Annotated in this window: 13 protein-coding genes and 2 pseudogenes; 13 read left to right on the top strand and 2 right to left on the bottom strand. The window is 41.3% G+C overall.

The window, feature by feature from the left end:
• Window positions 1-386, top strand: a pseudogene (locus tag CH376_RS24345) (hypothetical protein); the annotation flags it as partial.
• 37 nt (window positions 387-423) lie between these two features.
• Here CH376_RS24345 and purF read toward each other — a convergent pair.
• Window positions 424-1896, bottom strand: coding sequence for an amidophosphoribosyltransferase (purF, locus tag CH376_RS21840; RefSeq protein ID WP_100788407.1), 1473 nt, complete (start codon window positions 1894-1896; stop codon window positions 424-426).
• Window positions 1897-1937: 41 nt separating this feature from the next.
• Between purF and CH376_RS21835 the strand changes: the two genes are divergently transcribed.
• From CH376_RS21835 to CH376_RS21780, 12 genes and pseudogenes are all read left to right on the top strand, one after another.
• On the top strand, window positions 1938-3104 hold the full coding sequence (locus tag CH376_RS21835) for a ribonuclease D (RefSeq protein ID WP_100788405.1): 1167 nt from the start codon (window positions 1938-1940) through the stop codon (window positions 3102-3104).
• Window positions 3105-3136: 32 nt separating this feature from the next.
• On the top strand, window positions 3137-3811 hold the full coding sequence (locus CH376_RS21830) for an NUDIX hydrolase (protein ID WP_100788404.1): 675 nt from the start codon (window positions 3137-3139) through the stop codon (window positions 3809-3811).
• 300 nt (window positions 3812-4111) lie between these two features.
• Window positions 4112-4288: an LIMLP_16695 family PerRB-regulated protein gene (locus CH376_RS21825; RefSeq protein WP_100788403.1), complete on the top strand. Its 177-nt coding sequence runs from the start codon at window positions 4112-4114 to the stop codon at window positions 4286-4288.
• Window positions 4285-4677, top strand: coding sequence for a DUF6249 domain-containing protein (locus CH376_RS21820; protein ID WP_100788401.1), 393 nt, complete (start codon window positions 4285-4287; stop codon window positions 4675-4677). The genes CH376_RS21825 and CH376_RS21820 overlap by 4 nt, the downstream gene beginning before the upstream one ends.
• The gene (locus CH376_RS21815) at window positions 4674-5273 is read left to right on the top strand and encodes an RNA polymerase sigma factor (protein WP_100788400.1); all 600 of its coding nucleotides are present in this window, start codon (window positions 4674-4676) and stop codon (window positions 5271-5273) included. The genes CH376_RS21820 and CH376_RS21815 overlap by 4 nt, the downstream gene beginning before the upstream one ends.
• Window positions 5257-5658, top strand: coding sequence for a hypothetical protein (locus CH376_RS21810; protein ID WP_100788398.1), 402 nt, complete (start codon window positions 5257-5259; stop codon window positions 5656-5658). Before CH376_RS21815 ends, CH376_RS21810 begins: the two co-directional genes overlap by 17 nt.
• The gene (locus CH376_RS21805; protein WP_100788397.1) at window positions 5655-6083 is read left to right on the top strand and encodes a hypothetical protein; all 429 of its coding nucleotides are present in this window, start codon (window positions 5655-5657) and stop codon (window positions 6081-6083) included. The genes CH376_RS21810 and CH376_RS21805 overlap by 4 nt, the downstream gene beginning before the upstream one ends.
• A gap of 230 nt (window positions 6084-6313) precedes the next feature.
• Window positions 6314-7018: a response regulator gene (locus CH376_RS21800; RefSeq protein ID WP_100788396.1), complete on the top strand. Its 705-nt coding sequence runs from the start codon at window positions 6314-6316 to the stop codon at window positions 7016-7018.
• Window positions 7008-8399: pseudogene (locus CH376_RS21795) on the top strand (HAMP domain-containing sensor histidine kinase). The gene CH376_RS21800 and the pseudogene CH376_RS21795 overlap by 11 nt, the downstream one beginning before the upstream one ends.
• A 74-nt stretch (window positions 8400-8473) precedes the next feature.
• Window positions 8474-9625, top strand: a complete 1152-nt coding sequence (gene argJ, locus CH376_RS21790) for a bifunctional glutamate N-acetyltransferase/amino-acid acetyltransferase ArgJ (protein ID WP_100788395.1) — start codon at window positions 8474-8476, stop codon at window positions 9623-9625.
• A complete protein-coding gene (locus CH376_RS21785) occupies window positions 9606-10910 on the top strand; it encodes a hypothetical protein (protein ID WP_100788393.1) in 1305 nt (434 codons plus the stop codon). The genes argJ and CH376_RS21785 overlap by 20 nt, the downstream gene beginning before the upstream one ends.
• Window positions 10907-13279: a PP2C family protein-serine/threonine phosphatase gene (locus tag CH376_RS21780; RefSeq protein WP_100788392.1), complete on the top strand. Its 2373-nt coding sequence runs from the start codon at window positions 10907-10909 to the stop codon at window positions 13277-13279. The genes CH376_RS21785 and CH376_RS21780 overlap by 4 nt, the downstream gene beginning before the upstream one ends.
• A 378-nt stretch (window positions 13280-13657) precedes the next feature.
• Here CH376_RS21780 and CH376_RS21775 read toward each other — a convergent pair whose 3' ends face one another.
• A complete protein-coding gene (locus tag CH376_RS21775) occupies window positions 13658-14344 on the bottom strand; it encodes a hypothetical protein (RefSeq protein WP_243398300.1) in 687 nt (228 codons plus the stop codon).
• Window positions 14345-14346 lie beyond the last annotated feature (2 nt).

The following is a 14346-nucleotide window of genomic DNA, read 5'->3' as shown; positions in this document are numbered from 1 at the left end:
CCCTATTTTTTATCGGCGTACAAATCCGCAAACATCCGATTTTAGAGCACACTCTCAGCTATAACCTATATCACGTCGTTTTTATTCTTCTTACGATTTCGGCTATGATTCCCGCAAGTCCAGTCTATAAATTCTTCTCCTCGTTCCTATTCAGGCCGATCTCCAGATTGAGTTATACGATTTATCTTTGGCACGGAATCTTGGCGATTCGATTTGTCAGAAAAGGAATGGATAATCTCAGTTGGTCCGGATTTTTTTCTATCTACGCGGTCGTATGTCTGAAGATATTCGTGTCCTGCTGGATTCTTTATCTGATCATAGAAAGACCGTTTCACAATCTAAAAGTGAAAATTGATAAAGAACATCCCACCGCGGACAAGGTTTAACGAATGTTAGACTAAACTTTAGAAAAGAAAGAGCCGGTTAATAGACGGCTCTTTCTTCCACTTGATATTCTTTGAAAAGACTTTTCTGATTTCCCAGCTCGCTCTGAAATTCCACCGGATACTGAGACGTAAAACAAGCGTTGCAGAAACCGCCGCCTTTGTGGTCGATCACAGCGCGATTCATAGACTCGACTGAAAGATAGGCGATGCTGTCCACTCTCAGGTATTTCCGAATTTCTTCGATCGTATGTGTCGCCGCAATGAGTTCGTTGTGCGTGGGAATATCGATACCGTAATAACAAGGCGAAATCGTAGGAGGCGCCGAAACTCGGAGATGAATTTCCTTTGCCCCCGCGTTTCGAATCATTTTGATGATCTTTCGGCTCGTGGTTCCTCTCATAATGGAGTCGTCTACTACGATGACTCTCTTTCCTTCAACGACGTTTCGCACAACGTTGTATTTGATCTTCGCTCCAAAGTCGCGGATCTTTTGATCCGGTTCGATAAAAGTCCGACCGATGTAATGTGAACGAATCAATCCCGATTGGTAGGAGATACCCGATTCTTCCGCATAACCCAAAGCCGCTATACTTGCAGAATCCGGAACAGGGATGACCACGTCGGCTTCCACGGGCAATTCTCTGGCTAAGAATCTTCCCAAATTCTTACGAACCTTATAAACCGATTCTCCAAAAATGTTAGAGTCCGGTCTCGCAAAGTAGATGTATTCAAAAATACAAAGGCTTGGTGTCGCTTTCGGAAACGGATAATAAGAACTGACTCCGTTTTTATCGACTACGATCATTTCGCCGGGTTCTACGTCCCTTTCGTACTTGGTATCGGTGATATCGAAGGCGCAGGTTTCGGACGCGAAAACAATCGCGCCGTCTTCTCTTCGACCCATGACGAGAGGACGGAAACCGTTTGGATCTCGAACTGCGATCAACTGGGATTTTGTAAGAATTACGAGAGAATACGCGCCTCTTACTTTTTTGAGAGCGGTGGAAAGAGCGGAGAGAAAATCGGTTTCACCGGAACGGGCCATCAAGTGGACGATGACTTCGGAATCGATTGTGGTTTGAAAGATGCTTCCTTCCTTTTCCAGTTGGCTTCGAAGTTCCCAAGAATTCACAAGATTTCCATTGTGAGCGAGAGAAACCGGGCCGAGATGCGATTCGACGCGAAGGGGTTGGGCGTTTCTTAAAAAGCTCGCTCCCGTTGTAGAATAGCGATTATGACCGATGGCGGAATTACCCTGAAGCTCCTTCAGTTTTGTCTCGGTAAAGATATTGGCGACTAAACCCATTCCCGCGTATCTGTAAAGATGTTCCCCGTCCGAGGAGACAATTCCGCTGGATTCCTGCCCTCGATGTTGCATCGAGTAAAGACCTAAATACGTGAAATTAGAAGCCTCCGGTGCGTTGAAAATACCAAAAATCGCACATTCATCTTTTGGTTTGTCATCCTGGGCTTGTCTTCTTACTCTGGATTTATCGGGAATTGAGCTCATTCTCTGCCTTCTTAAGCTTAAAATCTCAGGTCGCGTTTTTCATGCAAATAAATTCCGATTACATCGTCGTAGATACAATTCGAAGCCTACAACTCGTTCTCATCAATCTGAGCCAGGCCGACTCCATCTCCATAGACACGGAGTCTTCCGGTTATTATACGTATTTTTCCAGGGTCTGTCTGATTCAAATTTCAGCGAAGGGAAAAAATTACATCATCGATCCTTTGAAGCTACAAAACTTAGAGGGTCTGGGCGCGCTATTTGAGGAAGAAAAAATTCTAAAAATCTTCCATTCCGCCATCGATGATATCAAAGCCCTTAAAAAAGACTTCGGTTTTAAATTTAAGAATATCGCGGATACCGGATTCAGCTCTCGCCTTTTGGATCACGAGCAATATTCTCTCACACATCTTGTGGATTATTATCATAAAATAAAACTTTCGAAGAAGGAACAGAAGTCTAACTGGGAAAAGAGACCGCTTGATAAAAGTCAGCTCCAATACGCCGCATTGGATACGGTCTATTTGGAAACGATTTGGGAAAAAATGAAAGAGGAACTCTTCAAGAGAAATCTCTACGACGAAGCGTTTTCCGAATTTGAAAAAATCGCGATGGAAGAAGCGGGTTCCGAAGGAAACTCCATTTCTCTGGATAAGTTTCCGGAAATTTTAGAATTCAGCGCGGATGAAAGAAGATTCATTTACGATACTTTGGTCTTTCGCGACGACAAATCCCGAAAATTGAATAAGGCTCCGTTTCGGGTTTTTAACAATGAGAAAGTGGTTCTTCTCATGAAAAACAGAAGAGACCTGGCGAAGTTAACGGAAGTCCTCGGAAAAAAAGACGCCGAAACTCTCTTTCGCATCTACGCGAACCCGAGCGGACCTCCGATTCAAAAATCGGAACTCTTCAAAAAACCGGGCGAAAATCTCACAAACGAAGAAGGCGAAAGATTCAAACGTTTGAGAATCTGGAGAGAAACGATCATGTCCATCCGCAGAATGAGTCACCAGATGATGCCTTCCAATAAGATGATCGCCGAACTCGCCCAGAGAAATCCGAAAACCTTGGACGAATTGAGAGAAATGAATTTATTCTCCGAATGGAAAGTCATCCACTACGGACCTTCTATTTTAGCGGCTTTGGAAAACATTCCTTACGAATCGAATCTAAAAGGACTCATTCCAATCAATAAAAAATTCGAATAAGGAAAATTCATTTTTTTGAATATACTTTCGAAATGAAATTCGATTTTCAAAAACTCAAAAAACAACTCGCCGTTCCTAAGGAGAATTTTAACGGAATTCCAGCGCCTCCTTTGGCCGGAGAAGAAAAAACAAAAGCCTCTTCGGTCATACTTCCGATCTATGAAAAACAGGACAAAACTCAGGGAATCATTCTTCAAAAAAGAAACTCGAATCTAAAAGCGCATCCGGGACAGATTTCTTTTCCGGGCGGAGCGCATTCTTCCGATGATAAAAATCTTTTGGAAACCGCGCTTAGAGAATGGGAGGAAGAAATGGGAGAATCGAGTTCCGTTCTAGACGTTTTAGGAGAATATCCGGGACTTTACACACATACCGGATTTCACATATCCCCGTTTATCGCTCGTTATAACGGATCTTTTCAATTCAATACCAATCCGGAAGAAGTGGAACGATCGATTCTATTGGATCTGAATCGTTTGGAAACATCTCCGTTTTACTCGATCCGAATCCGAAGATCGGGCGCGAAAGAGTTGGAAATCTATTATTTCGACTTGGAAGAAGGATTACTCTGGGGCGCCACGGGAAGAATTATCGTAAACTTTCTCAGGGAACACGCAGAATTCCGCCGCGAGCCGATCCAAGTCGAACCGAATTTAGGAATTCCTCCTTTTTTTGATCCGATTCGTAAATTCTCCAAAAAAAGTTAAAAAGTCTTTTTTTTCTTCATCTAGATCTCCGTCTGAAAATTGTGGATAAGATTCCGTCCCATAACCGACAAAGAACCGCGACGCATCTCGAAGTGCAGGCGATGAATTCCCAGTTCGATCTTTCGATAAAGTAATTTTAAAGGAAGCCGTAAGAATTCAAGTTGGGAAAGACGGATCTTTCGTTTCCATCGTTCCCGTAGAAAATAATTCGGACCGAGGAAGAAGTCGTAAATTATTGGATGGAATTTTTGATTCTGCCGATAATTTAATCGGACATAATTTATAAGGAGGTAAAACGTTATGAAAATACTAAAGAACTTATTTCAAACCGAAATTCGCAATTCATTCTTAAAAGAAAGTTTTCAAGAAGAAGAATGGTATCAATCTCTGATCAATCGCCCTGGCATCGAAGAAAGATTTCCTTACTTCAAGACCAAAGCGGAAAATAGAAAAACGACTGCAGCCATTGTAAGATGAACCCAGAAGAAAAAGCAAAATTACTACAAACACTGGATTTGATTCTGAAACACCTTCAGGATCAAAATGCCGGTTCAGGATCGGAATACAAAGTTGTACTCTATTCCGTACCCATCTTTGGAATCGTATTCGGATGTGCTTTGTTGTTTTTTGTTTTTTATTGGTGGTACAGACAACGGATTGAGATTATCAAAGCCGGCCTTTATAAAAAAGAGTCCTTTGATCTTAGGACGTATTCTTTTTTCTTAGGATTGATTCTTACGTTTGTTGGAATCGCCCTTTCTATCGGATTTATATCCGTACTAGGACAATCGCTCGCAATGCTCGGCGGACTCGTTCCCCTCGGAACCGGGTTGGGATTACTCTGCTATTATAAATATTCTCGATGAGGGAAAATTTTCCCATTGTATGCAAACCGGAAGACTGGGATTGCATTCAAAAAGTCTTACACGGGGATTTTAATTCTTTCGAACAATTGATGAACCGGTATCAAGGGCTGGTTTATTCCCAAGCGATCAAAGCCTTTCGAAACGAAACCGAGGCCGAAGATTTCACCCAGGACATTTTTCTAAAAGCCTTTGAGAGTTTGTCCACCTTTCAGGGAAGATCTCAATTCTCAACCTGGTTGTTTACCATCGCTCGAAACGAAATTATCAGAAAATATCGAAAGGAACACCCGGAAATCTCCGGTCTCGACGCCTTGATTCTTGCGGAGAACGAAAAGGAAAAGAAAAAAGAAATTTCCTCCGAACAAGAGAACAAACTCTTAAAACAAGAGAGCTCCGAAAAGATCAGAAACCTTGTGGAAAACCTTCCGGACGTCTATCGAAAACCGATCGCGCTCCACTACTTCGAGAATATGTCTTATAAAGAAATTTCGAAAAAATTAAACTTGAAAATGAACACTCTGAAGAGTTATATTTTCAGGGGAAAAGAAATCATGAGGGACTGGTTGAGTAAGGAAGAGAATGAAAAACAAGAATAATTCAGCTTCCCAGACTTCCGCAACCCCCTCCCCCGTTCCGGCCGATCTCGAAGAAAAACTTCATTTTTTCGAAGAACAACCCGTCAGCTCCGCCGAAACCACGGTCGTGCCTCCCGATCTAAAAAGAAGAGTTATGCTTCATATCATTCCGGTTCGGCATATTAAGATTATCTTATCAGGTCTTTTTCTTTTGGGATTTTCTCCCTTGACGGTCCTCTTCTTTATCGACATAGGATTTCTGATTGAAACCGGGTTGTTGCCTCTGATTTTAGTAACGAGCAGCATTCTCTTTTGTGTTTTCGCAATATTGGCTGGAATCTATCTTGTCCATTATAGAAATCCATATACGAAAGAATGGAAAAACAAATTAGGCTTTTTTGAATGAATCAAACCACACTGAGAACTTTTATTCTAATTATTTTCCTGGCATTGAATCCAATCCAAAACGTTTTTGCGGATAAGGTGACTTCCGATTCCAAACCCGTGATGAGCGCAAAGGAATATCTGAATTCGGAACTGGACCAAGTCTTTCCTATCATTCAAAAAATGAAAAAGGAAGACGCCGCCGTCCTCATCACTCAAATCAGAGAAGAATCCAAAAAAGAATGGCCTAATGCCGACAAGTTTTACTTCCTGATTTCCCATCTCGAAGCGATCAAAGCGATCGAAGAGGAACAAGCGAGGCTCAAAAGTCTCAATGAGGTCTATCTTATCGGATCCTTGTTGCTCGGAGGATTTTTAGTTTTTTCGATTTTCCGTCAACGGGCTTTGATTCGTAAAATAAATTCACAATTGGGTGAGAAAGAATAATTTTTGTTTTCTCTCTGTCATTTAATTCTTAAGAGAGAATCGATTTTCTGGAGTTTGTAATTTTTTCGTATTCTAATTGTAACGAATTTCTGGAATATTAGAATAATAAAATTTGCCCGGTGGAATTAGACAATCTGTCCAACTCGGCCAGGATCTTAGAACGCATAACTTTCGATTACGAAGTCAAGTTGTAAGATAAACTGCAAAGCCGGCAAAAAAGAATAGGACTCATGAAAAACCAATCAGGGAACCCGGGACAAAAAGTCCTCGTTGTGGACGACGAGGAAGATATCGCCGAATTGATCCGATTCCATCTCGAGGAAAACGGCTACCAAGTAGACACTTGTCAAAACGGATTAGAAGTACTTCCCAAGCTCGAAAAGAATACTCCCGATCTCGTAATCTTAGATTTAATGCTTCCCGGCATCGGCGGAATGGATCTTTGTAAAAAAATCAAAGAAAAATATTCGATGCCGATCATCATGGTAACCGCAAAGTCCGGAGAAACGGAGGCCGTTCTCGGTTTGGAACTCGGTGCGGACGACTACGTTCGCAAACCGTTTAGCACGAGAGAATTGATCGCAAGAGTTCGATCCGTCTTAAGAAGAACCAAAGACGCCGAGGAAGAAGAACAATTCGAAGGCAATATTACGATCGGAAGCATCTTCCTCAATTTAAAAGCGCACAAAGCCTTTATCAACAATTCCGAAGTCGATTTAACGTTGATTGAATATAAGATTCTGAATCTTTTTATGACCAATCCCGGAGTTGCGTTTACAAGAGACAAATTATTGGATCGGGTTTGGGGAAAAGATATTTACGTAACGGACAGGGCGGTCGACGTAAATATTAAGAGATTACGCGATAAACTCGGGGATGAAAAAGAAAGACTCGAGACCATCCGCGGAATCGGCTATAGATTCAATGAGGCGTAGCTTATTTTCAAAACTTCTTCTTAGCAACTGGTTGCTATTGCTCGTATTGCTTGTTGTAGCCGGGGCCGTCCTCTTCGCGGAAAAATACGTTCACTCCGACTTTAAAATTCTTCTTTTTTCTTTTTACGTTCTTTTTGCTATGTTCGGAACGTTCTACATGTCTTATTCTATCGCAAAAAGCGTTTCCGAACCACTGGACAGAATCGAAAAAAAGACCGGCGACATCAACGCCGGGGACTTCGGTTCCGAACTCGGACTCCCGGACATTCGCGAACTTGCAGATTTGGCTTCTTCCATAAATCTGATGTCTACGAGACTCAAGAACCAATTTGTGGATCTTACGATCGAAAAGGAAAAATTCGATTCCGTTTTGCAAAACTTAAAAGAAGGAGTTTTTGCGATCGATCCCGAAAACGCTTCCATTCTTTTTCAAAACAAAAGTGTTCCCGGTTCTTTGATAGAACCGAATTCGCGATCCAGAAAAGTCACGGACGCGACAAGGGACCATCGACTTTTGGAATTCGTAACGGCTCACTTAAAAGGATCGGGCGATTCTAAAATGGAAATCGATCTAGGACAAAACTTCTACGCGATCAAAATGTATCCCTTGAGAACCAACGGGAAAATTCTGATGTTTATCGGCGTTATCCGAAACATCACGGAAGAAAAACAATCCCATATCATCCGCGAGCAATTTGTTCAAAACGCTTCTCATGAACTTAAAACTCCTATCACTTCCATCAAGGGTTATACGGAAACCTTACTCGATCGTCTCAAACTATCTCCCGAAAGCCATGAAAAAAGATTCTTAGACGCGATCTCGAGAAACACTGATCGAATGGTTCGTATCGTCGAAGATATGTTAACGATCACGAGAATCGAAAATCAAACTAAGATCTCGGGAGATGAAGAATTCTCCCTTAGATCGCTCGTGGAAAATTTAAGTTATACCGTCGAAGGCGTTGTCTCTTCAAAAGGCTAAAAGTTCGTCGTAGAGATGAACGAACCTCTTATGATTTACGCCGATTGGGTTCTTTTGGAACACATGCTCTTAAACCTCATCTCAAACGCGTCTTCATACTCTCCGGACGGGAAAACCATCACTCTTAAAATTCTCCCTGTCAAACCGGACCAAGTTCAGTTTCAGGTAATCGATCAAGGAATCGGAATTCAGGACGAGGACAAAAGTCGGATTTTCGAAAGATTTTTTCGAGTCGATAAAAACCGTTCCAGAAAGGAAGGCGGAACCGGCTTAGGCCTTTCCATCGTAAAACATATCGTTCGCCTTCATCACGGTTCTGTGAAAGTTTTCGACAATCCCGAAGGCGGAACCATTTTCTCAGTCACGATTCCGATTCGTTATCAGCCCGAAGTTTCCTGAATTCTTCTTTCCCGCAGGAAGAATTTTCCAAATATAGATCTCAACAGACACGTTGAGGGATCATATCTATGACCATGCCGAAAGGTTTTTCATCCTTTGGAATAAATATCGGAATCAAAGACAACACGAAAGACTTCGGGGTTATTTATTCCGAAGTTCCTTGTAAAGCGACAGCCGTTTTTTCCAAGAATAATTTTCCGGGCGCTCCCGTAATCGTTGGAAAGGAACACATTCAATCCGGTGTTCTCCAAGCAATCGTTATCAACTCTAAAAATTCGAACGTCGCAACCGGCGAAAAAGGAATTCAAAATTCCAGGGATATCTGTAAGTACATCGGAGAATCTCTCGGAGTCTCCGAAAAATCGGTCCTTCCTTCCTCGACCGGAGTGATAGGAGTTCCGTTAAGAATGGAAGTCATTCTTCCCGCTTGTAAAAAAGCGAAAGAACTTTTAAAGCCTGGAAATCTGGAAGAAGTGGCGGAAGCGATTATGACGACAGATACTCGGAAAAAAATTTCTTTCCGAAAAATTAAAACGAAGTCGGGGGAAGGTGTAATTTACGGAATCGCCAAAGGCGCTGGAATGATCGAACCGAATATGGCGACGATGCTTTGTTATATTCTTTCCGACGTTTCTCTTCCGGAAAATACGGATCTTTACTCGATCTTAAAATCTTCGGTTGATCAGAGTTTCAATTGTCTTACGATCGATTCCGATACTTCCACTTCCGATACGGTTGCATTATTATGCAACGGAATGGCGGGAGAAACTTCTGTGGATGATTTTTCAAAAGCTCTTGTGGAAATCTGCACCGATCTTACAAAACTGATCGCATTCGACGGAGAAGGTGCGACCAAACTTATCGAACTCACTATCACCGGAGCGAAAAACGAAAACCAGGCAAGAAAGATCGGTAAATCTATTCTCAATTCTCCTTTGGTGAAGACCGCGATCTACGGCGGAGATCCGAATTGGGGACGTTTGGTAATGGCGGTGGGAAAGGTCTTTGACGAACCGATCTCATTCGACGGTTTGGAAATTTATTTCGGATCGTTGCCGGTAAAGGAAGCGGGTCCAGAAACCTTAAAAAAGCTTTCCGAATATTTAAAAAATAATACTGAAATTTCCCTAAATGTAGTATTGAATGTTGGAGCGACTTCCATGAAATTCTGGGGTTGTGATCTTACTGAAAAATACATCGAAGAGAATGCTTACTATACTACCTGAAAGCGAAAACAACCAACCCGGATTTAAAGAAGCGTTTCGTTCACTAGTAACGGACTATTACCTTATTTCCGGGATCATCAATCTATTCGCCAAGGGAATTTCCATTCTTATCGCGTTAGGACTTTACTTTTTTATTCTTTCCGTAATTCCCACCGCGATTGAATATTATATGGAAGTAAGCCTTCTATCTACGCTCATGTTTGCCGTTTTCGTCCTATTTCCCCTTCAGGAAAAACTCAGCGGTAAACTAAAGTCCATTCTAATTTCTGAATATTTAAGCGACGATCCGCGCTCTTCCAGAATGGCGTATAGAAGATTCGATCACGACGGATTGATTAAAAACGTATTTCCCGATTTGGTGCGTTTGACGGAAAGCAACTACGGCAAACTTGCGTTGCTCAATAATGATCTTAGGACGTTCGAGCTTTATACCTACGCAAAGAAAAAACAAAGAAAGGTGATTACTCACGACGGGATCAACCCGGATGCAAAACTTCTAAAATACATTTTGAATAAAAAGAACGGCGCCATGATCGGAGAACCGGATCAGAACCATGAAATCAACGAAGACTTCGTAAGTCTAAGGGCCAATTTCATTCTTCCTTTTGTTTATAGGGAAACCCTGTTCGGTTTTCTTGCGGTTTCAAATATACCTAAGGATTCGGTTCGGCAAGACCTCAGCTTTCTTTCCGGAAAATGCGGAATCGCCGTGCACAATCATATCTTATCTTCGCAAGTCGCCGAAAACAAAAAGTACAGAAAGGAACTGGAAACCGCCGGCAAGATCAGAAAATTTTTGGAAGCGGCAGAACCTCCGATGATCGGGAACATTCGAACCGAAATTCTTTCCAGAGAACCGGGAGAACTCGTGGAATTTTTGAACGCGGACGGTGAGGAAACGTATTTTGTGATCTTAAAATTAGGCGTGACCAATCAAGTTTCGGTTTTGGTTCTCTGCTATATATTAGGAATTCTTTATTCGGCAAGAACTTCGAAATCCGTTCAAAGTCTGAATTACATAAAGAATCTTGTGGAATCTTATCTAAAGGAAATTTCATGGAACGAAGAATACGATCTTTTAGTCGGAGTGATTCGAAGAACAGAAAGCTCGATCTCTCTTAGAAGTTCCGGAAAAAATTTTAAAGTCCATAGAAATTCCGACTTCGGAAAGAATCTACTGTCCATCGGCTGGGAAGTGGAGGAAGAAATCGGAAACGATCCGTTGATCCTAACGTGGAAAACGAGACCGATGATCTCTTTTTACGATCTGAGGTTTCCATCGTGAGAAACATTCTTCTTCTTTTTATCTCTTTGATTTTACTCAGCTTTGCGTTGCTCATAGGAGTTTTGCAGACCTCTTCCGAAAGCCTGCGTCCTCCGTTTTACTATTATCCCAACGGCACCATCATTCAGACGAACGAAGAATTCCCAGGGGTTCTCGGTAAAAAAGTGGATCTCCTCGAGTTGGAAATCGCGGTGAAAATGGCCGAATCCGGTCAATCGTATGAAAACGGAATTCACGTATATGATAAGGGAGTAAGCGAAACGATCCCGGTCATTCTCGCACCAAAGTCCGATTATTCCGTACTAAAGGATTTTACACGAGACATTTTGATTTCGTTGATCTATCTTTCCGTAGCGATTTGGTTTTTCTTTTATACAAGAGACGTGTATATGCTCTTGTTGTTCGGATCCTTATCTTGTCTGAGCTTGTTCAATTTTTTTCTGGTAGGGTTTCATGAATTTCATTTCTTGTTCTTCTTCTTTTTATATTTCACTTCCTTCGTAATCCTCAACATATCCTTTCGACTCAGCGGAAAAGAATTGCCGACGCGTTGGTTCGCGCCTGAACTTATATTTTCTCTCATAGCGGGCTTTGTGGGACGTTCTCAAAAAGCCGATCCGCATATTTTCGGAATTCTCGCGACCAACGGAGTTTATTTTATTCTTCTTTGTTCCGTGATTTGTATTTTCTTTTTGATCTTGGATTCGATTCGGAATTTATTTCCGCTGCAGAGTTTATTTAAAAAACTCAGTTTGATACTCGCCTTCAGCGCGATTTCCATTCTTCCGTTTGTTTCCGTGGAATTTTCGGAGATTATTTCACCGGATTTATCAAAGCTGCTGATCTTATTCGCTTTTCTGATTTTTCCGGTTTTGATCATCTACGGAACGTTCACATATTCTATCGTTCCGGTTCAGATCGCGTTCAGCTCCTCTCTCACTTCGATATATCTTATTTTGATATTGGCGGGCGGTTACCTCTTCTTGTTGGGCGCTTTCTTTAAATTCAACCCGATCGCGGCGGACAGATATTTGGAAGAATTCAATATTCTTTTTCTTTCGATAAGCATTTATACGCTTACTTCCTTGAATCGAAGGCTTTCCAATTTGGTCGATACTTGGAGTTTTAAGAGGAATCAAAAGTTACATTCCGCCTTAGAGAAAGTCTCCGCGATGATCAGCGCGCCGATATCTATGAGAGCGACGATCAACAATCTTATGAGAAAAGTTTCGGAGGCTTTGGACATCGGTAAGGTCCTCGTATTGATTCCTGCGGATAAATTTCCGAGAACGGATCTGCGGAATATCAATTTCATAAGAATCTCGTCCAACTCCGAGATTTGGCAGTATTTCGCGGAAAATACGGAAGTTACGGTGACCACTCACCTCGCCTACGGACTCGGAATCAGAGAATCGGTCTATAAATTTCTACACAACTCGGGAATACAACTAACGTATCCTATTTTTAATTATTCCAAAGGAAAAGAAGTCCTCGGAGTGTTTTTAGTAGGAGAGAAGAACAACCGAAAGAACTTTAACCTCGGAGAACTTCACTTTCTAAAAGAATGTACGAGAATGGCCTCGATGCTGCTGCAAAACTACGCGTTATTGGCGGAAGAAGTTGAAAAAAAGAGAATCGTACGCGATCTAAATATGGCGGCGATCATCGACAAAACGCTTCACGTCGCGGAAGGTGGATCGATCAAGGGAACGCGGATCGGATTCTTCTCGATTCCAGCCGTTGGAATCTCCGGAGATTACTTAGACATACAAAAATTGAATTCAAATCGAATGTTGTTGGCTTTAGGAGACGTTTCCGGACACGGATTGGGAACCGGTTATCTTGTGAGCGCGATCAGAGGCATCATTCAGAATCAAATTCGTAAAAAATCGGACTTATCCACTATTTTCAAAGTGATCAACTCGTTTCTCATCGAAAGATACAGAGGAAGCGAGTTCATGACTTTCATCTGCGGAGAATACAATTCTCAAGAAGAAACGTTTAAATATATCAACGCGGGTCACTCTTCTCCGATTTGTATTCGAAAAAACGGTAAAATAGAATTAAGAACCGAGACCCAAAGAGTTCTCGGAGTCTTACCTACCGAGTATAAACACTTAACGATACCGATTTATCCAGGAGATAAATTAATTTTATTCACAGATGGCATCACTGAAACTTTCAACGAGAACGAAGAAATCTTCGGAGATGAGAATTTTTTAAATCTTTTAAAGAACAATCATCATCTGAATCCACAAGATCTTGCTGATCTTGTATTAAAAACGATTCAAGACTTTCGCGGACTCAAAGATCCAAGCGATGATATATCTTTTATCTGCGTTGAAGTGAATGATAAACCTTCATCATGAATCAAAAATGATGATGAGAAATAAATTTTAAAAAAAATTGTAAAATTTTATTAAAACACTTTACATTTTTATCTTGATCCATTAATTATGTCCCTAATCACGGCATTTAGCTCTGAATAAAATTCAGATCTGATGTTAGTAACACGGAGGAAGAGTCAATGGTTGCAAAAAAGAAAGCAGCAAAGAAGGCAGCTAAGAAAAAAGTTGCTAAGAAAAAAGCAGCTAAAAAGAAAGTTGCGAAGAAGAAATAAGTAATCTAGCAACACACTTTCATTCTAAGAAGGGATGAAACTTTAAAACCCGCTTTTCGAAGCGGGTTTTTTCTTTTAAACACATCAAATCGATCGATTTAGATCGCTCTTTCGAGCTGAAATCAGCTTAAAATCCTAAAAATCCGGTAAGAAATATCATTTCATCCTTCATCTCGGGCATAATATCGCCGTAAACTTTGATTTGTTTAGATTCACCGTCGACATTGATCTCATACAAACGATATTCTTGATTGGTTGCCGGCGATCTTTCTAGTTTAAAGAATCGAGTCGGCTTTCTTGAAAAGCGATTGTATAAGGTGAATTTATGATAATAGAAGCCGTCTTTTCCCGCATTGATCGGATAAGGAACGAAATATTCCGCACCCAACAACAAAGAATCCGGCTTTACAACGATCATTCTCGTCCAAGTGGCAAGATTGATCGGATAATTTTCATCTAAGAAAGACTTCTTATACTTTTTTTCCCAGAGAGAAAGGATTCTTTTGCGAGTTTCATTCGCTTGTTTGTATCTCTGAAGTCCGTTTAAAGAAATTTCCAGAAGTGATAAGAGAGGTATTGTCTCATTTTTACCACTCTTCGAGAGTTCGAGTTGCACTAACTTCTTCGAAGAATGAAAATCTTGATTATAGATCTCTTGCCAGATCTTTTCCTGAACTTCCGCACTCAGAGGATCCGTACTTTCGGATAAGAGAGACATAGGAAGAGTCGCCCATATCAGTCCTAAACAAATCAAAGTTAAAAGAAACGCAGACTGATTCGAATAACGTCTGATAGAGCGGATAACTTCTTCGATGA

The sequence above is a fragment of the Leptospira adleri genome, from assembly GCF_002811985.1.
Classification (GTDB): Bacteria; Spirochaetota; Leptospiria; order Leptospirales; family Leptospiraceae; genus Leptospira; species Leptospira adleri.
The sequence above is the reverse complement of the archived record's forward strand: the minus strand, read 5'-3'. Positions and strand labels throughout refer to the sequence as shown.

Coding starts and splice junctions, on each gene's coding strand:
- purF (WP_100788407.1), bottom strand. CDS start 1,896: ATGAGCTCAATTCCCGATAAATCCAGAGTAAGAAGACAAGCCCAGGAT.
- CH376_RS21835 (WP_100788405.1), top strand. CDS start 1,938: ATGCAAATAAATTCCGATTACATCGTCGTAGATACAATTCGAAGCCTA.
- CH376_RS21830 (WP_100788404.1), top strand. CDS start 3,137: ATGAAATTCGATTTTCAAAAACTCAAAAAACAACTCGCCGTTCCTAAG.
- CH376_RS21825 (WP_100788403.1), top strand. CDS start 4,112: ATGAAAATACTAAAGAACTTATTTCAAACCGAAATTCGCAATTCATTC.
- CH376_RS21820 (WP_100788401.1), top strand. CDS start 4,285: ATGAACCCAGAAGAAAAAGCAAAATTACTACAAACACTGGATTTGATT.
- CH376_RS21815 (WP_100788400.1), top strand. CDS start 4,674: ATGAGGGAAAATTTTCCCATTGTATGCAAACCGGAAGACTGGGATTGC.
- CH376_RS21810 (WP_100788398.1), top strand. CDS start 5,257: ATGAAAAACAAGAATAATTCAGCTTCCCAGACTTCCGCAACCCCCTCC.
- CH376_RS21805 (WP_100788397.1), top strand. CDS start 5,655: ATGAATCAAACCACACTGAGAACTTTTATTCTAATTATTTTCCTGGCA.
- CH376_RS21800 (WP_100788396.1), top strand. CDS start 6,314: ATGAAAAACCAATCAGGGAACCCGGGACAAAAAGTCCTCGTTGTGGAC.
- argJ (WP_100788395.1), top strand. CDS start 8,474: ATGCCGAAAGGTTTTTCATCCTTTGGAATAAATATCGGAATCAAAGAC.
- CH376_RS21785 (WP_100788393.1), top strand. CDS start 9,606: ATGCTTACTATACTACCTGAAAGCGAAAACAACCAACCCGGATTTAAA.